Here is a 24277-nt window from a genome sequence, read left to right on the forward strand (position 1 = left end):
TTATAGACAGTCACAAGAATGCCATTTTTAAAACCACATTCTTCATTATTAAAAAATTTAACACTTAAAAAGAACCTGACCAACGCCTTTTCTTAAAGACTGTACCTGCATACACCCGATGACCATTGAAATTAAATAAATAGCAACTATGAAACCTGCAACAGCTAACTGAAACCACAACAACAAAGCTGGTGCACGCTTCATGACCATTGAAATTAAATAGACGACAACCATGAAACCTGCACCAGCTAACTGAAACACAACAACAAAGCTGGTGCACGCTTCATGACCATTGAAATTAAATAAACAACTATGAAAAACATTTTTTACTCTTCCAAAGACGAAATCAGAAACCGGATTTTAAAAAACGCACGCGATTATTGGGGAGTAAAAAACACCAATGATTTTGATCCGCTGGTTAAACTGCTCATCGAAGCATTGAGTACAGAGCTGTTTAATGTTTCTAATGATGTCAAAACGCTAGAAAATAGGATTCTGGACAAAATTTCCCGCATTCTGGCCTCAGACACCCTTACTTCTGCAATTCCGGCACACGCAATTATGCATGCCCGCCCCATTGAACCCATAGAGACCATTAGCCCTAAAACACAATTTTTTTATAAAAAGAAATTGAAGGACAAAAAAGAAAATACTGTAGAAAATACGACAGATATTTTTTTTAGCCCCCTCAAACCCATAAAAGTTTTTAACGCAGCAATCTCCTGGCTGGCAAGTGGCAACAACATGTTCCAGATCGATGCCCAGCACAACAAATCCTTAGCTTTTACAACAAGCGCAGGGCAAAGACTGGCAAACAATACGATGTTCATTGGCATAGAGATCCCTTCATCATTAAAAAAAGCACAAAACTTTAATTTCTATTTTGACTGGAAGAATTATGTTGTTGATCAGGGCATTTATGACCTGCTCGCACTATCCAAATGGTTCATTAAAGATATTTCGATCAATATTACCTCCAATGCATTCTATCTGGATACTGAAAAAGAACACATGTCCCCATTTCAAAAACAGGATGTTTTAAGCCGCCTGACAGAAGACATCCATGCTTTTTATTCCAATCGTTTTCTGAGCATGGACCTGGGACAGGAAGATCCTTTACAACCTTTTCTTCAATTGTATCCTGAAGAATTTCAAACTGCCTTTTCTGCAGACAATCTGGCTAATTTAAAAAAAGAAGCCCTGTGGATCAAAGTTCAGTTTCCTGCCGCCATTACCGGGGCCATGCTGGATGAATTACACCTGTCTATCAATGCATTTCCGGTTGTAAATAAAAAATTACACGATGTCAAACACCGTTTAAAAATGATGAGCAACATCATTCCGGTGAAGCTGGAAGATCAGGATCAGTTTTTAAGTGTTCATACCCTTTCGGATAATATGTCGCATCGTTATACAGAAATACCACACAGCCAGGATGATGGTAGTACGGGCTCTTTTTCTATACGTTACGGAGGATCTGAACGCTTCGACAATAGAAATGCAAAGGAAGTTGTTGACTATCTTTTTGAATTGTTAAGAGATGAAAAAGCAGCATTTTCTGCGCACGGCTCTGATTTTTTAACCAATGCATTAAGAGACCTGGAACAAAACATTTCGGTTATTGAACAAAAAACTAAAGGCCAGCTCAGCAACATCAAAGAACTGCTCAATTATATTATTGTCAAACCACTGGACAAGGCCGATATTATGTTTCTGGAATTCTGGACCACCAATGCAGAGCTTGGAAACCAGATCAGGTCCGGAACCCTGCTGCAGTCTTTTGAAAGCAGTAAAATGGCCAATGAAAGTTTATTTCTGCTTAGCAATTCTCAGGGCGGACGGTCAAGACTCAACGCAAGTAACAGGGTCCAGGCTTATAAATATGGCCTGACTACCGGAGACCGCCTGGTTACCCAATCAGATATTATCAATTTTTGTTTTTATGAACTGGGAAATAAAATTACAGCCGTCAATATTAAAAAGGGATTAGAGGCTGCTTCCAATCCAAAAGAAGGCTTTATTAAAACAACAGACATCCTGCTGAGCCCTTCCAGGTCCAGTGAACTAAATTCCGAAGAATGGAAGGCAGTACTGGAACTCACCCGGTCCAAATTAAAGAACCGCAGCACCATGAACGTGCACTACAGAGTAATGCTGGATCAGAGGTAAACCGTATAGCCTAAAAAAGAATGACTACTATCGGTTCCCAGCGCACCGATACGATGTTCATTTTCTGTAATCAACTTAATTTTAACATCGGTTTCTATGGGCAAAATATAAGACACCACTAAATCCAGGATACCTGAGTCTGCTGTGCCGGGCATAAAATCAACGAGCCTTTCTGTTTTGGCCGGACCAATATGAATGTGGATTTCCTCTTGTTCATTGTCAAAATTACGCCCTATAATGGAGTTAATACCCAAAGCACCACTTCCCAGCTTAAACTGAAGTGTTTCCTGAATCTTTACCTGCCGCAAACCCGTATAGCTTTCTATCTTTACCGGCACTTTAAATAAAAGTGTAAGTAAACGTCCTAAAAACTCAATATCATTCCGCTTCTGATGGATCATGGGCAAAAAATGCATCCAGATAACGCTTTGTTCTTTTCCAAGGGATTCAAACTCTTTCCATTCAGAAGCAAAAATTCTTGTCAGATCATCATAGCTGGTTTTCTTGTCCAGTCTGTTTTCATATAACTCCAACAAGGTTTTCAGATAATTCAATTCCGCTTCAAAGGGTATAAAGAATTTCCTTGCATCCTTTTCTTCTTCCCTTCTCTGCTGCACATCATTGATCATTTCCTGTTCGGACAATCTGGAACTTCCTGTGGGTGGCTCATGAAAGACCCCTTCGGGCAGCATATCATAAAACCCTTCCTGATTCACCTCTATATGGATGCATTCCTTTCGTTTGCTTTCCGAATAAAAAAAGGAATGGCCACCTATATCCTTTGAATAGGCACTATGCTTAGGGCCGGCCGGGACAATGATCACCTGATCACTATCAAACACACCATCTTCAATCAGTTCTGCGACCTTAACAATAACCTTAAAATCGGTATCCAGATTATTCTTTAATTGTAAGCCTTGCTCCATATTTGATTTTAAACAAAACAGTATGCCTAATAATTATACCATTTTTTACAAAGCGGTTTTTTCTCCTTTTTACCTGTGTGTTAACGCATAAAGATCAGTTTCAGAACATTAAGGTATTATATTTGTTAGGACATTAAGTTATAACATCAAGTATAATTTAATGGACGTTCAATCATTCTTTCTCCGATATTTACTTTTTCCTTTAATTTTTATTGTTTCTACGGCATTACTTTCTATTGTTAACAAGAAAAACCAATTTCTAAGCAACAAAAGGCTAATTGTCAGTATTCTAATTTTAAGTATTGCCCTGGCGCTCCCGGGCTTGCTGGGCTTTTTAAGTTTTGACTTCATGCCCTGGGGTTATATTATATGCCAGATCTATTTCCTGGCACTGGGTTGTTTTGCGGTATACCTGCTGACAAAATATTATCCAACCGAACTGCTGGAAAGAAAAGGTCTGATATTTTTTTCTATCCTGATTGGCTGTATTTTAAGTTTTTATTTGTTTCAGCTGGCCTTCAACTGGCTAAGTGACATCCATTTTGGCATCTGGGCAGCCACCAGTATATTTACTTTTATTCTGCCTTTAATGTTCTGGTGGGCCTATGTGGCGCTAATCAGTATTCCAACAGAAATATATAAAATCTGGCAATATCCCCCGGCCCCGATCCGGATCGACATGGACCACCTAGATTTTGACCGCATGCTGGTCCTGGAGCTTGAACTGTACAAAAGCACCAATGACCCTGAACCATTAAAAGTTAAAGCAAAGGCCCCTGAAAATATGATTTTTGGCAATTGGTTTTATAAATTCATTGAAGATTACAACTTAAAATTCCCAAAGAGTCCGGTAAAATATACAAGCGAGGATGAAGAATCTTACAAGTGGATCTTTTTTATAAAAACCTCTTTTTTCAAAAAGAACCGCTTTATCGATCCGGACCTGGACATTATTAACAATGGAATTACAGAAAAAGTAACCATTTATGCGAAAAGGGTTTCTGAAAATGCAAACCTTCCGGAAAAGATTGGAGATGAAGCCGTATTTATATAATATGTTACCTATACAGTACTTAGATAAAAGTTATGATTTCACCGCTAAAATATAAACCCGTTAACTGGGTAGATGGCATGAAGCTGTCCAGCAATCATTTTATTGCAACAGATCAGTTCAATCAGGATTTTGTACGTGATGCCAGCTCCATACAATTAAATAATTTTAATTATGGCCTTCTTCCGCCTTTTGCCGGACAAGCGGTTTCTCATGATATAGAGATTATAGAAAGGGCAACCAATCATATTGAAATCAGGGTAAAGCACTGTAATGCAATTACGGCCGAGGGCTGCCGGATTGATATTCAAAACAATCCCAATTACGAAAAACAATTAAGTCATATCCATCATTTTAATGCGGAAAATTCTGATTATTCAAAAACGACTACCTACAATGTGCTGCTCCTGGTAAATCCATTTGAAAGGGTTCCGGAGGGTTTGCCCGACCCGGAAGATACCCCGCCAAGATATCCTGACGTTTCAAAAAGTTATGACATTACCATACTACCTGCCTCACAAATGCCTCCAAAGGCGGCAGACAGTTATCACCTGACCATTGGCCAGTTGGTCCTGGAAAACGGCAGAGTTTCCATCAATACAAATTATATTCCCCCAAGCAGCACCGTAATCAGCCACCCGGGGCTCATCAGATATTATGAACTGTTTAGCAGCCTGCTCAATGAACTTCAGCTCTCTGCCTTTAAAATTGTTGATAAGACATCTGCAAAAGAAGGCGTAACTCCGTTAGGAAAAAACATTCGCCTGCTGTCTGTAAAATTACTGGATTATATCGCTCAGGTATTTTTCAGTTACCGCAACCTGGGTTATCAGCAATCACCGGTATACATCGCTGGTTATTGTTCGAACCTTGCCCATGTTTTTTTTACGGGGATCAAACTAATTGAACCTAAGGAAAGGGAAGAAATGCTCAAATATTTCTATGAATGGAGAGACGTCACACCAGGAAATTTTGAAGAATTGCTTGCAAAAAACATTGAGCTGGTTTATGACCATCAGAACATCTATGGAAGCATGTCTATGATTGAAGAATTCCTGAAAGTCATGGTTGCTTTATGGAACAAGTTAAGCATGCTTGAATATATTGGCCAACGTAAGGAAAACATTGTTGTTGCCGAACAGCAGGTGGTCCAGCAGGTACAGGCCAAAAGAACCTGGACATTATTGGATTAAGCAACAATATTTTGCAACAGAAGAAAGACTTCTGTTGCAAAATATTGCCATTATACAGGAATGGAAAGCAAAGGAATGTCCAAACCTGAGGCCATGGTCCTGGTTTTGCTTTTATGAACAATAGAAGACCAGAAGCCATATTTTTTAGGCACCATAATCAAAATATCTGCTTCAAATGCTTTAATTTCAGATTCAATTGCCTTGATCACCGTATTGGACTTCACATTTTTATAATAATAGCTAATGCCATCAAGTCCTTCATCCAAAGCATTGAACACCGCCGCGCTTGCTTCGGATTGCAGATCTTCCACTTTCTGATCTACATTAAAGATTTCTACTTCTGCATTAAACAGTGCGGCCAGATCTCTGATGCTCAACAATACTTTATCGGATAACCCGCCCAGGACATCACAGGCAAATAATACTTTTTTAATATGATCGGGCCTTGCCCCTGCCGGCACGGCAAGTACAGGAAATTTTAATTTCTTAATGGCCGCCGTTGTGGTATTTCCCCAAAGATCCTGTTCTAAGGTTTTAGCTGGCATGCCCAATACCAGCAAATCGGCTTTATACTTACGGATAAGCAGCAGCAGTTCATCTTCTATAAAAGAAAAATTCGCTTCATGCCTTACTTTAATGTCATAAACTGCAGCCAGCAGTAATGCCTTTGCCTCCAAACGGTTTTTGCGCTGCTCGAGCAGCTCCTGAATGCCATCGGCAGGAAGCATCGCATTCGCCGCGTGTACAGGTACGACAAAGGCGTTGTATAAAATGAGTTCTGATCCGGTTTGTTTAGCAATGGAAGCTGCATAAGCGACTGCATTTTCAGCAACCGGTGAAAAATCGGTAGCGGCTATAATTTTCTTCATATCTGATCTGTTAAATGGTAAATTTAGCAAACGGCCAAAGGTTTTACCCTCATGAAAATGTCAGGAAAATAAATAAAGAAATTTTCGTGTTCACAGAATAAAAGCAAATTTGTCTAAGTTTGCTCACAGGGAACAGAACAACTCCCGACCCAATTATTAAAAACATCTGGACATGACTTATCAAGAAAAACTGAGCGAGATCCGTAAGCAAATGCAAGCCGACAATGTACAGGCTTATATCATTCCTTCTGCTGATCCGCATATGAGTGAATATCTTCCTAAACGCTATAAATGTATTCCTTTTGTTTCTGGATTCAGGGGTTCTGCCGGAACCCTGGTGATCACCCCAGACTTTGCAGGTTTATGGACTGACGGCCGTTACTTTGAACAGGCCACTGAACAGCTTGCAGGAAGCGGCTTTGAGCTCGTGAAACAAAAAGTACAGCATGCGCCCGAATATATACAATGGCTGGCGGAAACCTTAAAAAAGGGGGCAACAGTCGCTACAGATGAAAAATTATTGTCGGTTCTTTTAGGTGATCTTTTAAAACAAAGCCTGGGTGCCAGAGAAATTAATCTAGTACACAAAGATTACATTGACCCGATCTGGGAAAACAGACCGGAACTGCCTGCCGAACCTGCTTTTTTAATTGAAGACCAGCACATTGGGCAGTCAGTAGCTTCCAAACTTGATGAAGTCCGGTCCGGAATAAAAAAACATCTGGCCGATGCACACCTGATCTCTTCATTGGATGACTTGGCCTGGTTGTTCAATGTCCGCGGTAAGGATGTGAGTTTTAATCCTGTGGTATTAAGCTTTGCGCTGATTAGTGCAACGCAGGCCGATTTATTTATTGATGAAGCCAAGCTCAGTACGGATGAAAAAGAAAAACTGAAACAAAGCGGGGTTCAGATCCAGCCTTATGACCAGATAGAGCAAGCACTTAAAAATTTACCAGGAGGCTCTGCCCTGCTGATTGATCCAAAACGCAATTGTTATGCCTATACCAAAATTTTGCCTGCGGATGTAAAAATCATCAAAGAAACCAATCCTTCGACTTTGCTGAAGGCGGTTAAAAACCAGACAGAACTTGAAAATACCCGGGCCGCCATGATCAAAGATGGCCTGGCCCTAACCCGTTTCTTTAAATGGCTTTCGGAAAATATTGGAAAAACCAAAATTACTGAACTTTCGGCCGCGGCCAGGTTACGTGCTTTCAGAGAAGAACAGGAAGGTTTTGTTGGAGACAGTTTTACCACCATTAGTGCTTACCGGGCACATGGTGCTTTACCACATTATGCTGCAAATGAAGAAAGTGATGCTGAGTTAAAAGCAGAAAGCCTCTACCTGGTTGATTCCGGAGGCCAGTATTTCTATGGCACAACAGATGTCACCAGAACAATTCCTATGGGCAATACCACTGCACAGGAGCAAACAGATTATACCCTGGTGTTAAAAGGTATGATCGATGGCTGTAAGTCGGTTTTCCCTAAAGGTACCTGCGGATATCAGATTGATGCCATTGCCAGAAAACCAATTTGGGAACAAGGAATTAACTATGGACATGGAACAGGCCATGGTGTTGGTTATTTTTTAAACGTTCATGAAGGCCCTCAGGTATTCAATCCGACAAATAACCCTGTTGCCATTGAGCCAGGTATGATCACCTCTATAGAACCAGGTATTTACCGTCCGGGGAAACATGGTATCCGTATTGAAAATCTGGTCGCAACGATCTCAGGTGTCAGCAATGAATTTGCAGAATTTTATGCCTTTGAATCTTTGACCATTGCCCCGATCAACACAAAAATCGTAAAAAAAGACCTATTGGAGCAAAGCCAGATCCAGTGGCTGAACAGCTATAATCAAATGGTGTACAATAAACTCAGCCCCCAGCTTACAGAGCAGGAACGCAATTGGTTAAAACAGGAAACGGCTGCAATTTAAGCAGGAAGACTGATTTTTCCCATCAAGACACTTGGCAGACCGGGACGGTTTCCAAAATCGAGCCGTCCCCCTGTTACACATTCATTGGCCAGTAGCGCAAAAAGAACCGCTTCTTTTGCATCAGGATCAATATCAAGTTCTTTGGTATCCCTGAGCGGAACATTTAATTTTTGCCCGATTTTTTGAACCAGCAAGGGGTTGTGCATCCCCCCTCCGCTCATGTAAATCACAAATTCCTGGTCCCGGGCAAGTGTCCGTTTAATCGCCTGTGAAATTCCTTCTGCCGTAAATTCACAAAGTGTGGCCAGAACATCTTCATTGGAAATACTCTTTTGACCGGAATAACTTATCGCCCGGTCCAGATACTCCATATTAAACAATTCAGGGCCTGTTGTTTTGGGAAAAGGCAGGTCAAAAAAGGGTTCCTTCAATAAGACTTCCAGGAGCCATTGATTCACATGCCCTGCAGATGCAAGGGCTGCATTTTCATCATAGGCAAGCCCCGGATAATGCAATTGTACAAACTGGTCCATCATGGTATTCCCAGGTCCAACATCTGTTGAAAAGACCTGTTCCGGCCCTTTTCCTGCCGGCAAAAAAGTAAAATTGGCAATTCCTCCTATATTGAGCAGGATGCGGTTTTCCTGCTGATCTGAAAACACCAGGTAATCTCCATAAACGGCCAGAGGCGCTCCCTCTCCACCGGCTGCAATATGTTTCTGGCGAAAGTCACTGATGGTAATGATTCCGGTTTTTACGGCCATATGGTCCCCATCTCCGATTTGAAGGGTGGCATTGGAATAAGGCTTTAGATGGTGCTTGGAAAAAGGAGCATGAAAAATCGTTTGCCCATGGCTGGCAATAAGGTCTACCTGCTCGACCGGGTAGGCCCATTCTTTTAAGCACTGCAAAATCAGTTCTGCATGATAATTCCCGACATAAGCATTTAACAAGGTCACTTTTTCAAGATCAACACTTGCTTTAAAGGAAATGGATTTTAACTCCTGTTTAAAAGCAGAAGAATAACTAATGGTCCTGAAGTGCAACAATTGTGTTTTTGTATTTTTCCCTGAACCCTGAAAGCGGCACAAAGCCACATCAAGTCCATCGAGCGAGGTCCCGGACATCAATCCAATAATGACCCTTGATCCTGCTTCAGAGAGTACAGCAAGCTTCTTAATGTATTCGTTCATCTCAATCCGGTTTAATCTTCCGGCCAAGATAATTAATCTCTTTAATTTCCTTTATTAAAAAGAATTTCCATTTCAATTTTGCCAGGTTCATTTCCCGTTTTAGTCCCTTTTAATTGCAGGTGCTCCAGGTTTTCTATGTAGGGACCTAGAAAAGGGAACATCTTCTGTTTTTTCATCTGATTAAAATCAATGTCCAGATATACAAAATATGGACTGGGTTTCATTGTTCCTGACCCAATTTTTTCTGAAGAAGTGCTTAAACTCAGAAAGTTCCGCCCGGTACTTGCATAAACACGATAAAGAGGAAATAAATCTCTGTTCCAAACTCCTTTTTCAGAAATAAATTGATGATCCCGAAGATAAGTAAAAAGTGCGCCGGGCTCAGGGCTTCCGATTTTTACCTGCAAGCGGGGCACCTGTACCTCCTTCAGCTGAACCTGGGCTGTCTTTTCAAAATCATCATTATAGACATAAGTAATTACCGAATCCGTCTGACTAAGGGTATTTTTAATTTCTGCATCGATGTAACCGCCGTAATATTTCATTAATCTGGCCTTTTCGAGCACATGTCCTTTCAAATTAAATTCCGTTTTAGAGAAGGTTTTTTCAAGGTTTGCGTTCAACCAGAATTTCAAGACGCCTCCAGGCCCGGGTGCTAAAGCAGACACAGACTGTGCAGGTGGGTTCAAATCATGGGTAGGAATAGTCCCCCGCAGTTGTAAAAGGTTGTGGTGAAATTCACCGGTACCTTTATAATTTTCAAAAATGTAAGAAAACTCTGCTGGTTCTTTTTTCAGCAGCTGTAATCTTGGGTCCTGTGGATCCAATAAATTGTTTTTATTCAGTAAATCGGTTAAAACGTCTTTTGTCTGCGTTTTTTTTAAGCTATAAGAAAAGGCCAGTTCATTGGCGTTACAGGCCACGTTCAGTCTCCCATCAGTAGAATGCCCATAACTATTTCCTCCCTTATCTGTACTGAACTGGTTTATTTTCCATGAATTTTTAAGGTACTTCTTCAATGCAGCGGAATCGTTGATCTTAAGCACACAAAAGAAGCTGCTCAGCGGTTCCTTTTTTAAAGAATACAAAACAATGCTTGATGGCGCAGAAACTCCCTCAGGAATCAGCTTATTGTTTTTGTAGGCATTTAATGGTCCACCTGGATGCTTCAATTCAGAAAAAAGAAGTGCATCCAGGTTGATTTTAAAAATCAGCGCAGCATCTTTATGGACGGGTTGCCGGAGGGACTGATATTTCCGCAACTGCCAATAACCATAAATTGCTCCAAGCAACAACAATAAAAATATTGCTGCAATACGCAATTTCTTTACCATGTCTTTTATTTTTTAAAGTCTTCAACCAAAGAGATCAGGTAGGTTAATGCATTTTTTTGTCCGGCAGGGATGTCCATGCTCACTTCACCTGAAAAAGTATCGCCCTCTATCTGATCCGATTTAAGATAAATGTCTCCCATCGCACTTAAAACTTTATTTGTTCTTTTTATTTTATCAGGATTACCCAATTCTTCGGCAGGAATCTTTCCGACAAGTTTTTTAGCACTGAAGTAAGCCGCATAATTTGTATTGGAGAGCATTCTTCTGTTTCTGGAAGAAAGGCTTCCGGAGAACCGGTCACCTGCAATCTGCTCCATTTCTACAGCATCGCTGCCCAAAAAGATGATCCCTTTACGAATCGTAAAATAAAGGGTCATTGGACTTTTTGGAAAAGCAAGTTCATAGTAAGGCCCATTATTTTTTACCACTTGTTTTTTCAGACCGTAAGCAATCAGTTTATTGATCAGGCGGGTATCTTCCGTTGAAATCATACAGAGAAAGTCGGGCAGGGTTTCTTTTTTTGTTTTCTGAACCTCTTTAGTCTCGAAATTCTCTTCATTGTACTCGTAAGTTTTATAACTGACTTCCCGTTGTTTTAATCCGTTAAATGCAAAAAGGACATCTCCTTTTACCACCTTACTTACAGCCTGCTCGTCCAGCAACAAAGAAATCAAATCTGTTGCAAGGCTAATTTCATCGGCATAGGGACTCGAAGCGTACATCCTGGAAGTTAAACCTGGATATTCTTCCAGGTAGGCTTTTGAGTCCATAGCATAGCCCACATAACCAATCAGTTTATCCTCGTTCAGGTAGTTTAAAAATTCTTTGTTGATTTTCCTGCTGTTCACTTTTTTGAAAACGCGGGCCATATCCTGAGAAAAGGTTATAGAGGTGTTGATTTTTATGGACTGTTCATTCAGGTAAAGCCTCGCGTTGGCAGTTCCATAACCATTCAAAAAATTTATCCCTTTAAAGTAATTGCTCTGCGGCAGATAAGCCTGTAAAAGTCGATCTGCCCCTGATATCCAGACGGTAACTTCTGCATTTGGATCAATACTTTTTTTAAAGTCTTTATTGTCCTGAATAGAGTTGCTGGTTTTCTCGTTGAAAAAGCCTTCTGTTTTCTTTATCGCCCAATCTGACAACAGCCTTTTTTTAATCCGGAGATCGGCATAATAACTACTGTCTGCAGAGGCTGGTACAGTTTCCTCCACAGCGCCCAGCATTTCCTCTTTTGGTTCAGCTTCTTTTACAACAGGGGGCTTGATGATCCTTTTTTTCCGGGGATGCCTTTGCCCTTTTTTTACATTTTTTTTCGTTTTACCCGATTTGGACTTTCTAATTTGTGGTTTTTCGGGCTGAGGTATTTGCTGTGCCTGCACAACCGTTACCGCAGAATCCACTGCAACAGTCATCGCCTGATCTGCAACCACTGCAGCAGAATCAGCTACCGCTGTCGCAGCTGCAGCTGCGCTCGCATCATAAGCGCTTAAACCAAAACGCTTACGCACATCTAGCCTGGAAAAATAACCACTTTTCTCCTCCGCTTTAACAAAAAGCAACATCTGCTCATCCCAAATAACAATACCCGTTGAATCCTCATCGCAATACGTTCTGATCTTTCCCTTTAAATGGAAAGACTTTCCAGCGCCGCTATAGAGCTCATCTACTTGAGCCACATTTTTTACCGGCGCCAGGAAACAGTTATAAGTTACACTGTCATTACTTTGATTGTAATAATAAAAAGTAGAAGATAAATCAAAACCAAGATCATCCAGGCTTTTAAATGTCTTATTGCCCGAACGCGAAAGTTTATTTAAAACTTTTTCTCCAAGAAAAGTGTGGTTAAACTCTTCAACGGACAAAAGTTTAGTCAGGTTATTTCCCTTTAGGGTAATCACCGCAAGGGCGTCGGCTGGTATCTTTTTGCTTAGATCCTGAGCGTTGATATTAAAACTGCCCAGCAGGAAAGCAAAAATTGCGGCCCATTTAAAAATAAGATCGGTTTTCATTAGATAGATGTTAGCATAGGTGTAAAAGATGTAATTTATTTTGTAAGTACAATTGTATTGGAAATGTTTGTTTTGCCATTAATCAACCCCATTACAGAAGTATTCAGCATAATGGCCTTTTTACTTTTGGATAATTTGCCAAGGGTATTGGAATAGGAAGCAATTGGTTTTCCAAAACGGTATATACTGGTATAACTGGCTTCTTTGAAAACGTTTCTGGCCTCTGGTTTTAGCTTATTATATTGCAATATGGCTTCTTTAGCATAAGTATAATTGCGCTGAAAAATTCCATTTGCGGGCTCATAGCTATAGGAGGAGTTACTGATTACATTTACTTTCAGTTTTTTGAGTACAGTCTGATTCAGGTTATTGATGTTGGAGATGTGCTCAAATGAAAAGCTTACACTGGCAATAAAATTCTCAAAGTCAATCTTTTTCTGAACATTGCTTATTCCTTTTGTCTTTTTTAAATAAGCAACGACTTCTCCCATTTCCTGCTGAATCTTCTGTCTGGAAGGCACTTTATAACCTCCGGCACTATCGAGCAGCATCAGTGAAGCGACTTTAGCCTTGCTGGCGCTCAGGTTTAAGGTAAGGCTGGCTGTTCCCGATCCGTTTTCCTGTACATTGACCTCTTCTATGACCTGGAAACAGGAACACAGGAAACAGCACAGCAGCAGGCCCAGGGCCGGCAAATAATTTTTCGCAATCATAGGTAGGTTAAAGCGTTAAATTATTTTGTGATCTTTAGCAAATATGCTCCATATCCACTTTTCACTAAGGGTTCGGCAATGATGCGAAGTTGCGCTCTGTCAATAAAGCCCATGCGGTAAGCCACCTCTTCAATACAACCAATTTTTAGTCCCTGGCGCTCTTCAATGACCTGTACAAATTGTCCTGCCTGCATCAGTGAAGTAAAGGTACCGGTATCCAACCAGGCAGTCCCTCTGCTGAGCACGCCCACTTTAAGTTTTCCCTGCTCCAGATATACCTTATTGACATCTGTAATTTCGTACTCCCCTCTTGGAGATGGTTTAATGTTTTTAGCAATCTCCACCACCGAGTTGTCATAGAAATAAAGTCCCGGGACAGCATAATCGGATTTTGGTTCAGTTGGTTTTTCTTCTATAGAAATGGCCTTCTTGTTTTCATCAAACTCAACTACGCCATATCGCTCCGGATCGGCCACACGATAGGCAAATACAACGCCGCCATCCGGATCCGAACTGCCCTGTAAAAGTTTGGCCATTCCATCGCCATAAAATATATTATCTCCCAGTACCAAAGCGACTTTGTCCTGACCTATAAAATCTGCCCCGATCACAAAAGCCTGGGCCAGTCCGTTAGGTTCTTCTTGTACTGCATAGGAAAATTTACAGCCTAAACGGCTTCCGTCACCCAGCAGGCGTTCAAAATTCGGAAGATCATGTGGGGTGGAAATGATCAGGATTTCCCTGATCCCGGCCAGCATCAAAGTAGAAAGTGGGTAATAGATCATCGGTTTATCATAAACCGGCATCATTTGTTTGCTCATCACCAAGGTTAAAGGATGCAGTCTTGTACCGCTTCCCCCTGCTAAAATTATTCCTTTCAAGTTTATTTGGTTTTAGTTTTTAACATTAAAATTTTTTCAGATCTGATGCACACTGTTTTCCAGTTCTGCATACCATTCTTCTCCATACTTTCTAATCAGGGGCCCCTTTAAAAACTGGTATACCGGAACCTTGAGTTCACGCCCAAAAGTACAGGCATCTTTACATATGCTCCACCGGTCATAATTCAGCACATCAAATTCAGGATACTGGGTAATCCGAATCGGATATAAATGGCAGGAAATCGGTTTCTGCCAATCCACCAGACCTTGTTCGTAGGCTTTTTCTATGGCACATTTTGTAATGCCGTTTTCAAAGGTGACATAAGCACATTCCTTATGCCCATCCACACATGGCGTGGTTAAATCCCCGTCTGCATCTACTACTGAAGTCCCATATTCTTCTATAGCTGCAATACCCTTTTCGGCAAGCAGGTGCCGGATTTTGGGATAAATATCTTCAAGTATGGCTTTCTCCGATTGATCCAATGGTGCCCCGGAATCACCCTCTACACAGCAAATCCCCTTGCATTTATTTAAATTGCACACAAAATTTTCATGAATCACCTCTTCGTGCACCAGGGTATTTTGAACTTCTATCATTTTTCTTCAATTTGAGCCAAAGGATATTTAAGTCCGGTGGCTGATTTAATCTCCATGGTAACCGCTCCGACAAGAATCTCTACCTGCGCTTTAACAGGTACACGGTTGTTGTCATCCGTTATCCAAAGATACAGTTTACTGTCCTTTCTGAAAATCCGTCCGGGTTGTATGGAAGGACTAAATTTAAGGCACCTGATTTTACCCAGTTTAGTTTTGATGACCTCTTTTCCTATATATTCAATTTTCAACTGGCTGATCCCATCCTGCAAAAAATAATTAAGTGCAAACTGGTCGCCTGATTTAATATTTGACAAGTCAAGGCTCCTGGCAAAATAATAAGCCGAAACCAGGTCAAAGGTTTGATTCGTCGGCCCCGTAAAAGTCCCTCTGTTGGAAACTACTTTTTTTGTGCTTTGCGTAAACCTGGCTTTATCCTCTCTGCGGTAACTCGACTCCCGGATGTTTTCCTGATAAAAGTAAGGGGTTAGGTTATCCTTATCAATATAAGAATCGTAATGGTCCCTTATTTTATAAAAAATATCAAATGTTCCCGAGGTCCGGGCGTCTACCACCAGTTTATAAGTCGGTTTGTCATCAAATTTCAAATCGGAGTTCAGCACTTTTAATGTTCCCTCAGCAGCAGTAATAAAACCATACCTGAGTTTATATTCCAATACCTCACCCGCCTGAAAAACAGGTTCTTTTTTGACGGGAAGCTCCTGGGAAAAAACACTTAAACTAAGAATTACAAAAGCAACTGCTACAAAAAAAGTGTACCTCATACCCGACCCATGCAAAAAGCTCTCCAAAAACTTTAGTCTTTTCGCTTATAGATGGGCACAGTTGAACATGGCTCACCGTACATGATGCTCTTTACAACCGGTCTGAGCAAATTAGTGAGCTCTACATAGGCCGAAACCGGAACCTCTATATCTGCGCAACCTTTGACCACCACACGTTCACCTGAAAATGAAGAAACATCTATTTTTGCAAGGGCCTTACTAAACAATACCGCTTCCAGTACATCTGCATTTCCAAATACGACTTCATGGGCAAAAGGCTGCATCTTACTTGCCAGCAACATATAAGCCCAGGTTGGAACAATGGCGTCTGCAGAGCAGATAACAGCCACATTTTTATCCTGGTATTGCGCCCAGTCATGCTCCTTTATGAACTCCCTGAAATCTTTCTCGCGAAGGATCAGACCATGAAAAAGATTATCCTTCAGGTCGTACACCAACCGCTCTCCTTTATGATGGTAATCTTCCAGATTAAGGGTAATCAAACCACTGGAACTCACCTTATTTACAAAATTCTCCTGAATATCCATTTTTTGCTACAAAAAAAAACCGGAAGCATTAAACTTCCGGTTACAAAATTACGTAAAATAAGATTAATAGAATTTCACCCTATTGTCTTTTATCTTGCTTTTATCCTGAAGCGCCTGGAAAGCGGAGCCTAAGGCACGCTGACCTACGCTAAGCAGCATCGTTTCTTTTTGCTTATAAGTATTTGCCAATGGAGCAGGGTTTGTAAAGGCAGCAACAGTAAAGGCATAAACACCATGATCACCAGCAACCGGGCTGGAAACTTTATTTACAGCTGAACCAAAAACAGTACCAATCAATTTATTCTCCTGACCTACTCCAGGAAGGACCGGGTTACCGAAAACAATATTTTCTACTGGAACAACCTGCTTACCTACTTTTTGGGCCACCTGATTTAAATTACCCGCTCCTTTTAAAGCATTGTTCAATTTTTCAGTTAATGTCTTAGCTTTTACGGCCTGACGAACCATTGGTTCAATATCTTTTTTAACCGATTCCAAAGGCAACAATCCTTTTGGTTTAATATCCGTTAAACGGGCAACAACAAATGCATTTTCCATTTGATAAACCTGCCCTAATACATCACCTTTTGCAGCAGCATAAGCATCTTTAATCAGTGGACGTGGGTTATCCAGGCCTGGGGCATAACCCTGACTGGCGGTTACTTTATCTGCTACGCCAACGGTATAGCCTTTTTTCTGAGCCAGGCTGCTGAAGTTATCTCCTTTTGCTTCATTCAGGAAACCAGTTGCCTTTTTATAAGCCGCATCTTTTGTTTTGCTACTGGAAGTTAAGTTTTTCTCAATGTAAGCCAATTTAGCCACTTTAGAAGACCCAACTTGTTTTTCTATTTTAATCAGGTGCACACCATATTGTGAGCGCACAACTTTCAGGTCTCCTGCTTTACCATTAAAGGCTGCGTTTTCAAATTCAGGGACCATTTGTCCGCGGGCAAATGTACCCAGTTCGCCACCTTTGTCTTTAGAACCCGGATCTGAACTGTATTGTGCTGCCAGACTGGCCAGGCTTGTTCCTTTTTCAACAAGTCCTTTTAAGGAGTCTGCGAGTTTTACGGCTTTATCTGTACCACCAACTTTAGCTGCATCGATAAGAATATGACTGGCTTTTACTGAATCTGGTGAAAATCTGGTATCCACCACTTTAACGAGTTTGTAGGAATTGCCCGACAATTTAGGTCCGTAGAAGCTACCGGCTGGAAGTGCAAATACTGCAGAATCAACAGCTTTATCGAGTTTACCTTTAGAAAGGTATACATAAGGAACCTTTACATCGGAGTTAATGGCCGAAAATAAAGAGTCATTTTTTGCTGTTTTAAAATCTACAGCTAGTTTTTCAATTTGATTTTTAACCGCAGCTGAATCTTCTTTTGTAGGGTTTACACTAAAGGAAACATATTCAAAAGATCTGGTCTCTGCAGGATTATCAAATAAGTTTTTATGCTCATTGTAATAATCTGAGTAATCCGATTCCGATAATTTCAATGTCGCATCTGCAATAGAAGCATAATCCAGGTTGACATAATCAAATTTAGCCAGTTTATTTCTGTTTTGATATTCATCATTGGCCTCAATAGTGGTCACATACACTGAATTTTTAATCAGGTTACCATATTTTTTTTGCAATGCTTGTTTTTCAATCTCCGCCTGCAAAAGATCCCACTGGCTTTTCAATTGAGGATTTTTGGAAGACTGCTTTAAACTGTTAATAACAGCTGCACGGTCTACCTGACCTGTTTGCGGATTTCCAAAATACTGAGCGATCAGCGGGCTTGGATTTTTACCTTGCAATAGATCATATAATTCATCACCCGATACAGTCAGGCCAATACGACCATATTCTTTAGCAAGCAGGATATTTGCCACTTCACCGTTCCAAACATTTTCAACAGCCATCGCCTGCATCTGTGGATTTGAACTTCCACCGTATTGCTGCTTGAACTGCGCTTCGCTTTGCTCTACTTTTTTGCCAAATTCTTCGATGCCTATCTCTTGGCCATCAACTGATCCTACTACCCTTTGAGAATCAGCCCAAAAAGGCTTACCTACTTTGATTGCATCGCTCAACAAAAATGCAACAATTGCAAAACCGATAAAGCCTATAAGAATAAAGCCGGCACGGTTACGCAAAAATGTCATTAAACCCATAATAATTCTTATTTATAATTTTTTTTTAAGAGGGCGCAAGATACAACTTTTGCCAAAAAAAGAAAATATTAAAATGTTTTTGAATAAGTATTTATAAATTAAGGAAATAAGCAAGCCAAAATACAGATAACTTAAGGGTCTAAATCTCCCTTAACGTAAGTGGTTCCACTGGCCTGTTCGAAGCTTGTGGTGCTAAAATCTTCCGGCGCAGAAAAGTTAATGGCATCCACATAAGACCCATCTGGTCTTTTCATTTTACCCTTTGGGGAAAAGAATTTTTTTTGACGCTGGTCCCAGGTGAGTTCTTCCGTCAAAAAGGTCATATTATCGGTCACCACGACAACATTCTTTTTAAAAACAGTCAGTTGTTCGGTTTCTTTCATGATCGCATAATCGGAGGTAATGCTCCCCGTTTTTGCCAACTGGTCCCCATAAAAATCAATATTAACCCCTTTGGGCATTTCCTGGTACTGGTTTCCCGTTTTTGGACTGACTTTATCCAGCACAGGGGCAAAACCTTTGGCTTTAACTTTAGCAGAATCGCTATAAATTACCTCTACCCCCAATGACCTGTCTTTTGTCAGCGCTACTTTATTCGCAGACAATGCTGCCGCCTTCTTCAAATCATCATCAGAACAAGAGGAGAGCGTCGTTTGTAAAAAAAACAATAAAACGATTACACCAGAGAATATGCCACGGGCATTCATTTAGTCAAACTTGAACTTTCTGAACCACCTGTCATTCAGCGTAAAACCTAAATGAAAATTAATAAAATTCTCCTGCAGCAAGCCATTATTTGTGGTTCCTCTTTTACCAATTTCAGTTGAAAAATTCATCCGGTAAAAAGCCTGGTTATTGATGTTTCTGGCCAGAGGCAACCCTAAACCAAACGTAATTGCCATTTGCTTAATATCCTGGTTCTGTAAATTGATATAGGTTTTATCGTACTTTACACCCAAACGGTAATCTACACGATCAAAATAATTACCAATGGAGTTAAAATCTGGGGTAATCTGACCACCCACAGAAACACCATAGGTATCCTGCAAACCCTGGTTTACCCCGTGAACGGAATACTCAGACCATTTACCGATCCTGTAATCTGCTCCAAACATCCATTTATTCATTTTCTGAACAGTAAAACCAAAATTGTGCATTAAAGGAAGTTTAAGTTTGCCTTCCACAGCTGCCGACCCAGGCAGGGTATCTATCGCGGTCAATTCTGTTGTGCCATCTTTACGGTATTGGGTGACCACATTAGATGTCGTTGAACTGAGTTTGGAGGCAGAAGATCCGGAATAACCAATAATAATGGATGTTTTACTGTTCAATGCAATATCATATTGAAGTCCGTAAGAAAAGTTAATCCCACCCACACTGTTTTTATCCTGCATACGTGAATTAATCGTATTGTTGGCTACAGTTGGATCGACAACAAGTTCCGTAGAACGGGACCGCAATAAATTACCAAAAGTATACTCTGCATTCGCGCCCAGATTTAAATGACCAATCCGGTAACCATAACCAATATAAGCTTTGGTTAATCCACCCTCTCCTGCATAAATATAATCCGCCTGCTGGCCATTGCCCAGGTCTAACCGGTTGGTAAACTGATAACCGGTTTCTGAATAAGGTAAAATACCAAAACTCATTGCAGAGTGTGAGTTGACCGGAATACCAATCGCAAAATGGCTCAGTGTCGCATTGAAATTGTTTTCTTTTATCGAGCCGCTCTTTAATGTGACCAGGTTTGTACTCAAGCCAATATCAATGGTGGTTAAACCTATTCCAGCATAGGATGCCGGGTTTTGCATATTGATGGTATTGTTGTAAAAATCATAAGGCTTATAAACCCCTGTTGAAATTCCGCCCATTGCTTTCAGCTGCGGCAAAAGCATTCCTTTAATATTTCCCACACCAAACTTTGAATATGGTGACTGTGTAGTAATCTGCGCCTCTACCGTTATGCTGGCGAGCACAACCATAAGGGCTGTGATATAACTAATTTTTTTGTACATGTTGTTCAAATGCAATAGCTTCATTTAATCCTTTTAATACCAGATAAGGTTCGTGTATCAGACTATGCCCATAACTTCGGTCTTTTAACTGTTCCATCAGAAAAGGGGCATCTCCGCCTGTGATCATTATCCTTACTTTATTGTTATTCGCATATTGATGCGCTATAAAACCATCCACTTCATAAACCGCCCCCTGTAATACGCCATTCAATATTGCATTATTTGTGTTGGATCCTGCCGGGATCCTTAAAATTTCTTTATCCCATTTTACCAATGGCAGCCTCCCGGTAAAATGTGCCAGTGCCTGAAACCTCATATTCAAACCCAGACTGATACTTCCACCATCGTATTCCTGTTTCCGATTCAGCAGATCATAAGTAATACAGGTACCGCAATCTATCATAAAACAATCCTGCCCTGGGTAAAGCCGGTGTGCTGCAATTACTTTAGCCCAGCGGTCTAAACCAAGTGTGGTCCCCGTACCGTAATTGTTTTTAATCCCCATCTGAATACGAACAGAGAATTCGGTATATTGAGTATTGATTTTCAGAAAGGAAATCAACCCTTTATGTTCATCACTTACGGAGGATACTGCAGAATGGCTTATTCCATAGTCCCTGATAATCTCTGCAATCCTGCTTTGATCCAAATGATGAACCGATTCAAAGTGGATCAGTTCTCTCATTTTAAAAACAGCAATTTTACTGTTTGTATTGCCTATATCTATAACAAGATGATGCATTTAAATTCCAGAGATACCTGATAACATGATGAATCCTGCATTTTGCAGGCAATGAACCATAACTCCAATCTTCATGGCACAAAGCTATTAATCTTTAGCAAAGATTAAGGGATCAATTTGTTAAAAAAAGTTAAACGAACAAAAAGTACTGAATCGTGAGGATAAAAACCAGGAACAAACTCTCGTAAAACCATCGCTTGCTTGCATTGGAAAAATAATATGCCAAAAGTACGGCTCCCGGAGGCACACACATTAAAAAATGGGAAATCCTGAAGTCTGGCTTAATGTAAAAACTCAAAGCAGCCAGCAAAAACATAAAAAAAAGCATTTGAAAGGCCTTTCTTGTGCTGATGAAACTTCTGAAGAAGTTCTCACGCAATTGAATCATCGCCAAAACCATCATGACCAATACCGGCAGCAACACCAGGTAATCTTTATAATGAAGTTCAAATACCGAAGGAAATTTATTGGTGAGCGGAAGCCAAATCTTATAAAAAATACGGATGTCATCGTGCCAGTAATAAAATACGGCGAGAAAAAAGAAAATCGTTAAAAACCCGATCAGACCAGAAACCCATTCTCTCCAGTTGAAAGACCTGTACAACATCAGACTAAGCCACAGCATCAGCAGCATAATGATAAAAGGAAAATAGATCAGCGATCCGATGGCAATAATCATCCCGATGTCAAACATCAGCATAATGGCATTGGGCGTTTTGCCCACCTTCAAAAACTTATCCATAATCCAGATCAGCAGAAAGTTACAGATTAGCGGCGGACTCAGGACCAGAAAGGGCATAAACAAACTGGTACTGCTAATATATAACAAGGCAGGAAGATAGCCGGGCTTATTTAACAAACCATGGTTGTTCACAATCCGGTTAAAAACCAGTGCCTGTACATAAACCAGAATGGCTGCAAAAAATATATTTACTGAAGGAGAAAAATTATTTTGAATAGGGATCTGTACAAAAAATTTCACATATGGTTCCAGGAACTCAAAGTTCAGCTTTGGGGGCAGGTCTATAAATATGGCCATCCGCATAAAAAAGGTATATGCGAATAAAATAAGAAGATTTATAGGGTTTAATGTTCTGAACTGATTTATCATGCCTTAAAGCGGATTCTGTCTGGATTTATCTGAATAAAATAAAAACAACTACAAAAGGCAAAGTAAAGGAAATTATCTGGCAAACTGCTTTACAACTTTATCAATTACAGCAGCCGTCTCATCGGGGAAATAAAATTTATGTTCCTGGCTTTTGTTTACCCAATCCCTGACCATTGGAAGCCAGTCTTTATTGCTGCCCCAAATGACAGGCAGCCCAAATTGTTTTAATGCAAAAGCATTACATTGCTGTTCGTATTGAAATTTCATGGGGACCACCAATAGTTTTTTTCCAAGATAAAGTGCCTCCGCAGGTCCTTCAAACCCACCCCCGGTAAAAAGCCCGCTGCTGCTGGCCAGACTCTTGTTAAATTCTTCGTTGTTTACCGGTGAAACCCGCACATTGGCATCTGTATATTTTTGTTTCGAATGTTTAGAAAACACCTCCCAGTTTACCTGAGGAACTTGTTTTAATAGCGGAACAAGGAATTTATCATCCAGGGCAGGAAGATATACGGTATAATGCCCCAGGTCTGTAACCAAAAGGCTCCTGATTTCTGAACGTATAACCGGGGTATAAATAAAGTCATCATAGCGGTCAAAATGGAAGCCGATATAATGACTGGCAGGGGCATAATACTTCATGACCAGCTGTGCCCAGTCAATGCTTTTGGGCTTTGGAACTTTAGGGGATTGAAAAGAAGCCTGATGGCTCAAACCAACACTTGGAATCCCCCTCCATTTACAGGCCCAGGCTGTAACGGGCTCGAAATCATTAAGAATCAGGTTATATTCTTTTAAGGGAAGGCTTCTCATGTCACGGACAAACCTGGGCAGGTTCATCGTTTTCCAGGTTGCCCAATGATCGACACCTCCTTTTTTTCCAAAAATAAAACTGAATCCGTGAAGTTGGTATTTAACCGGCTGGCTAAGTTTGACATCGGCCTGGGTCCCGCTGATCAGCAGGTCAACTTCTCCATGCTGCTGTAATAAAGGGACAATTTCTCTTGCCCGGCTGACATGACCATTACCTGTTCCCTGAATAGCATATAATATTTTCATCCGCACCGAATATCCGCAAATTTTATACCCTAGGCAATTTCTAATTTGATTTTTTGCAACAAGGTATTTATATCCAGTTTACTGTGCAGGTCTTCACTATCCGAAAGCACTCCATCTTCCTCAATATCCACCTGGTAATCTTTTGCTTCGTATTTAAATATGGTCCAGGCTTTGTCCTTATACTCCAATGCGGTGAGGTTTTCAATCCAGTCCCCGCTGTTTAAATAAACCACCTCTCCGTTTTCTGTTTTCACATTGCGCATTTCCGGTTGGTGAATATGGCCACAAACTACATATTCGTAACCCTTTTCAACAGCCAATTCAGCTGCTGTATGCTCAAAGCTATTGATAAACTTAACGGCATCCTTAAAGCTTGCTTTTACCTTTTTTGAAAAGCTCATCTTTTCCCTTCCAAAAAGTTTAAGGCCCCAGTTTACAAAACTGTTGATCAGAATCAGGGTATCATAACCGACCGCACCAAGCTTGGCCAGCCATTTGGAATGCTGCATGGTCACATCAAAAATATCCCCATGAAAAAACCAGGCCTTTTTCCCATCGAGTTCCAGCACCAGTTTATTCTGAAGGTGGAAAGCCCCTAAATGCATATCTGCAAATTTACGGAGCAACTCATCATGGTTTCCGGTCAGATAATAAACAGGAACACCTTCTACCACAAATTTCATCAACTTGCGGACAACCTTCATGTGCGTCTCCGGCCAGTATCTTTTACTGAACTGCCAGATGTCAATAATGTCTCCGTTAAGAATGAGCATTTTAGGTTTGATGCTTTTAAGATACTTTAACAGTTCTTTTGCATGACAACCATAGGTACCAAGGTGTACATCAGAAATGACCGCAATTTCTACTTCTCTTTTACACGTCATCGTCGTCCATTTTCAAATCATAAGGGCTAAAAAAGAAAGCAATTAAGGCAATAACACATCCTGTTACAATAGCTTCCTCCA

The 24277-nt window shown here is 40.6% G+C and carries 21 protein-coding genes; 4 read left to right on the forward strand and 17 right to left on the reverse strand.

The features are described from left to right. Positions 1-312: 312 nt before the first annotated feature. A complete protein-coding gene (locus tag B0O44_RS04875; protein WP_110827693.1) occupies positions 313-2169 on the forward strand; it encodes a type VI secretion system baseplate subunit TssF in 1857 nt (618 codons plus the stop codon). On the opposite strand, the gene B0O44_RS04880 is transcribed toward B0O44_RS04875, so the two are convergent. Next, positions 2160-3095 carry a type VI secretion system baseplate subunit TssG gene (locus tag B0O44_RS04880; protein ID WP_110827695.1) on the reverse strand — a complete coding sequence of 312 codons (936 nt, stop codon included), beginning with the start codon at positions 3093-3095 and terminating at the stop codon, positions 2160-2162. The two genes, B0O44_RS04875 and B0O44_RS04880, sit on opposite strands and share 10 nt — an antisense overlap. Positions 3096-3255: 160 nt before the next feature. Between B0O44_RS04880 and B0O44_RS04885 the strand changes: the two genes are divergently transcribed. Together B0O44_RS04885 and B0O44_RS04890 are read left to right on the forward strand one after the other, a co-directional pair. After that, positions 3256-4149, forward strand: a complete 894-nt coding sequence (locus B0O44_RS04885; RefSeq protein ID WP_110827697.1) for a TssN family type VI secretion system protein — start codon at positions 3256-3258, stop codon at positions 4147-4149. A gap of 32 nt (positions 4150-4181) precedes the next feature. Then, complete coding sequence (locus tag B0O44_RS04890) at positions 4182-5339, forward strand: hypothetical protein (protein ID WP_110827699.1); 1158 nt, start codon at positions 4182-4184, stop codon at positions 5337-5339. Between the two features lie 50 nt (positions 5340-5389). Here B0O44_RS04890 and B0O44_RS04895 read toward each other — a convergent pair whose 3' ends face one another. Continuing rightward, positions 5390-6208 (reverse strand): universal stress protein, encoded by an 819-nt coding sequence (locus B0O44_RS04895; RefSeq protein WP_110827701.1) that lies wholly within the window; start codon positions 6206-6208, stop codon positions 5390-5392. 172 nt (positions 6209-6380) lie between these two features. Between B0O44_RS04895 and B0O44_RS04900 the strand changes: the two genes are divergently transcribed. Continuing rightward, a complete protein-coding gene (locus tag B0O44_RS04900; RefSeq protein ID WP_110827703.1) occupies positions 6381-8156 on the forward strand; it encodes an aminopeptidase P family protein in 1776 nt (591 codons plus the stop codon). On the opposite strand, the gene B0O44_RS04905 is transcribed toward B0O44_RS04900, so the two are convergent. The 15 genes from B0O44_RS04905 to B0O44_RS04975 form a co-directional block, all read right to left on the reverse strand. Continuing rightward, positions 8153-9349 (reverse strand): anhydro-N-acetylmuramic acid kinase, encoded by a 1197-nt coding sequence (locus tag B0O44_RS04905; RefSeq protein ID WP_110829127.1) that lies wholly within the window; start codon positions 9347-9349, stop codon positions 8153-8155. The genes B0O44_RS04900 and B0O44_RS04905 overlap by 4 nt on opposite strands. 41 nt (positions 9350-9390) lie before the next feature. Next, entirely contained in the window at positions 9391-10683 is a 1293-nt protein-coding gene (locus B0O44_RS04910) for a hypothetical protein (protein ID WP_110827705.1), read from the reverse strand. A gap of 5 nt (positions 10684-10688) precedes the next feature. Continuing rightward, positions 10689-12695, reverse strand: a complete 2007-nt coding sequence (locus B0O44_RS04915; RefSeq protein WP_110827707.1) for a hypothetical protein — start codon at positions 12693-12695, stop codon at positions 10689-10691. Between the two features lie 35 nt (positions 12696-12730). Further along, positions 12731-13408 (reverse strand): hypothetical protein, encoded by a 678-nt coding sequence (locus B0O44_RS04920; RefSeq protein WP_110827710.1) that lies wholly within the window; start codon positions 13406-13408, stop codon positions 12731-12733. 20 nt (positions 13409-13428) lie between these two features. Then, positions 13429-14289 (reverse strand): glucose-1-phosphate thymidylyltransferase RfbA, encoded by an 861-nt coding sequence (gene rfbA, locus B0O44_RS04925; RefSeq protein WP_110827713.1) that lies wholly within the window; start codon positions 14287-14289, stop codon positions 13429-13431. A 36-nt stretch (positions 14290-14325) separates the two neighbouring features. After that, positions 14326-14889, reverse strand: a complete 564-nt coding sequence (locus tag B0O44_RS04930) for a DUF3109 family protein (RefSeq protein ID WP_110827715.1) — start codon at positions 14887-14889, stop codon at positions 14326-14328. Then, complete coding sequence (locus tag B0O44_RS04935) at positions 14886-15671, reverse strand: DUF3108 domain-containing protein (RefSeq protein WP_110827717.1); 786 nt, start codon at positions 15669-15671, stop codon at positions 14886-14888. The genes B0O44_RS04930 and B0O44_RS04935 overlap by 4 nt, the downstream gene beginning before the upstream one ends. A 32-nt stretch (positions 15672-15703) precedes the next feature. Further along, entirely contained in the window at positions 15704-16219 is a 516-nt protein-coding gene (locus B0O44_RS04940; protein WP_110827719.1) for a DUF2480 family protein, read from the reverse strand. 63 nt (positions 16220-16282) lie between these two features. Continuing rightward, the gene (locus B0O44_RS04945; protein ID WP_110827721.1) at positions 16283-18382 is read right to left on the reverse strand and encodes a peptidylprolyl isomerase; all 2100 of its coding nucleotides are present in this window, start codon (positions 18380-18382) and stop codon (positions 16283-16285) included. Positions 18383-18513: 131 nt separating this feature from the next. After that, positions 18514-19089 (reverse strand): hypothetical protein, encoded by a 576-nt coding sequence (locus tag B0O44_RS04950; RefSeq protein ID WP_110827723.1) that lies wholly within the window; start codon positions 19087-19089, stop codon positions 18514-18516. Continuing rightward, the gene (locus B0O44_RS04955) at positions 19090-20424 is read right to left on the reverse strand and encodes a porin family protein (RefSeq protein ID WP_245943592.1); all 1335 of its coding nucleotides are present in this window, start codon (positions 20422-20424) and stop codon (positions 19090-19092) included. It abuts the gene before it with no gap. Beyond that, complete coding sequence (locus B0O44_RS04960) at positions 20384-21142, reverse strand: type III pantothenate kinase (protein ID WP_110827727.1); 759 nt, start codon at positions 21140-21142, stop codon at positions 20384-20386. Before B0O44_RS04960 ends, B0O44_RS04955 begins: the two co-directional genes overlap by 41 nt. 130 nt (positions 21143-21272) lie before the next feature. After that, positions 21273-22181 (reverse strand): DUF6427 family protein, encoded by a 909-nt coding sequence (locus B0O44_RS04965; RefSeq protein ID WP_245943594.1) that lies wholly within the window; start codon positions 22179-22181, stop codon positions 21273-21275. A gap of 144 nt (positions 22182-22325) precedes the next feature. After that, positions 22326-23312 (reverse strand): glycosyltransferase family protein, encoded by a 987-nt coding sequence (locus tag B0O44_RS04970; protein WP_110827731.1) that lies wholly within the window; start codon positions 23310-23312, stop codon positions 22326-22328. 29 nt (positions 23313-23341) lie between these two features. Then, positions 23342-24196: a UDP-2,3-diacylglucosamine diphosphatase gene (locus B0O44_RS04975; RefSeq protein ID WP_110827733.1), complete on the reverse strand. Its 855-nt coding sequence runs from the start codon at positions 24194-24196 to the stop codon at positions 23342-23344. Between the last annotated feature and the right edge of the window lie 81 nt (positions 24197-24277).

The sequence above is a fragment of the Pedobacter nutrimenti genome (genome assembly GCF_003208655.1).
GTDB classification, from domain to species: domain Bacteria; phylum Bacteroidota; class Bacteroidia; order Sphingobacteriales; family Sphingobacteriaceae; genus Pedobacter; species Pedobacter nutrimenti.

Coding starts and splice junctions, on each gene's coding strand:
- B0O44_RS04945 (WP_110827721.1), bottom strand. CDS start 18,382: ATGGGTTTAATGACATTTTTGCGTAACCGTGCCGGCTTTATTCTTATA.
- B0O44_RS04955 (WP_245943592.1), bottom strand. CDS start 20,424: ATGAAGCTATTGCATTTGAACAACATGTACAAAAAAATTAGTTATATC.
- B0O44_RS04930 (WP_110827715.1), bottom strand. CDS start 14,889: ATGATAGAAGTTCAAAATACCCTGGTGCACGAAGAGGTGATTCATGAA.
- B0O44_RS04975 (WP_110827733.1), bottom strand. CDS start 24,196: ATGACGTGTAAAAGAGAAGTAGAAATTGCGGTCATTTCTGATGTACAC.
- B0O44_RS04950 (WP_110827723.1), bottom strand. CDS start 19,089: ATGAATGCCCGTGGCATATTCTCTGGTGTAATCGTTTTATTGTTTTTT.
- B0O44_RS04900 (WP_110827703.1), top strand. CDS start 6,381: ATGACTTATCAAGAAAAACTGAGCGAGATCCGTAAGCAAATGCAAGCC.
- B0O44_RS04910 (WP_110827705.1), bottom strand. CDS start 10,683: ATGGTAAAGAAATTGCGTATTGCAGCAATATTTTTATTGTTGTTGCTT.
- B0O44_RS04885 (WP_110827697.1), top strand. CDS start 3,256: ATGGACGTTCAATCATTCTTTCTCCGATATTTACTTTTTCCTTTAATT.
- B0O44_RS04915 (WP_110827707.1), bottom strand. CDS start 12,695: ATGAAAACCGATCTTATTTTTAAATGGGCCGCAATTTTTGCTTTCCTG.
- B0O44_RS04970 (WP_110827731.1), bottom strand. CDS start 23,312: ATGAAAATATTATATGCTATTCAGGGAACAGGTAATGGTCATGTCAGC.
- B0O44_RS04920 (WP_110827710.1), bottom strand. CDS start 13,408: ATGATTGCGAAAAATTATTTGCCGGCCCTGGGCCTGCTGCTGTGCTGT.
- B0O44_RS04960 (WP_110827727.1), bottom strand. CDS start 21,142: ATGCATCATCTTGTTATAGATATAGGCAATACAAACAGTAAAATTGCT.
- B0O44_RS04965 (WP_245943594.1), bottom strand. CDS start 22,181: ATGGCCATATTTATAGACCTGCCCCCAAAGCTGAACTTTGAGTTCCTG.
- B0O44_RS04935 (WP_110827717.1), bottom strand. CDS start 15,671: ATGAGGTACACTTTTTTTGTAGCAGTTGCTTTTGTAATTCTTAGTTTA.
- B0O44_RS04890 (WP_110827699.1), top strand. CDS start 4,182: ATGATTTCACCGCTAAAATATAAACCCGTTAACTGGGTAGATGGCATG.
- B0O44_RS04940 (WP_110827719.1), bottom strand. CDS start 16,219: ATGGATATTCAGGAGAATTTTGTAAATAAGGTGAGTTCCAGTGGTTTG.
- B0O44_RS04905 (WP_110829127.1), bottom strand. CDS start 9,349: ATGAACGAATACATTAAGAAGCTTGCTGTACTCTCTGAAGCAGGATCA.
- B0O44_RS04875 (WP_110827693.1), top strand. CDS start 313: ATGAAAAACATTTTTTACTCTTCCAAAGACGAAATCAGAAACCGGATT.
- B0O44_RS04895 (WP_110827701.1), bottom strand. CDS start 6,208: ATGAAGAAAATTATAGCCGCTACCGATTTTTCACCGGTTGCTGAAAAT.
- B0O44_RS04880 (WP_110827695.1), bottom strand. CDS start 3,095: ATGGAGCAAGGCTTACAATTAAAGAATAATCTGGATACCGATTTTAAG.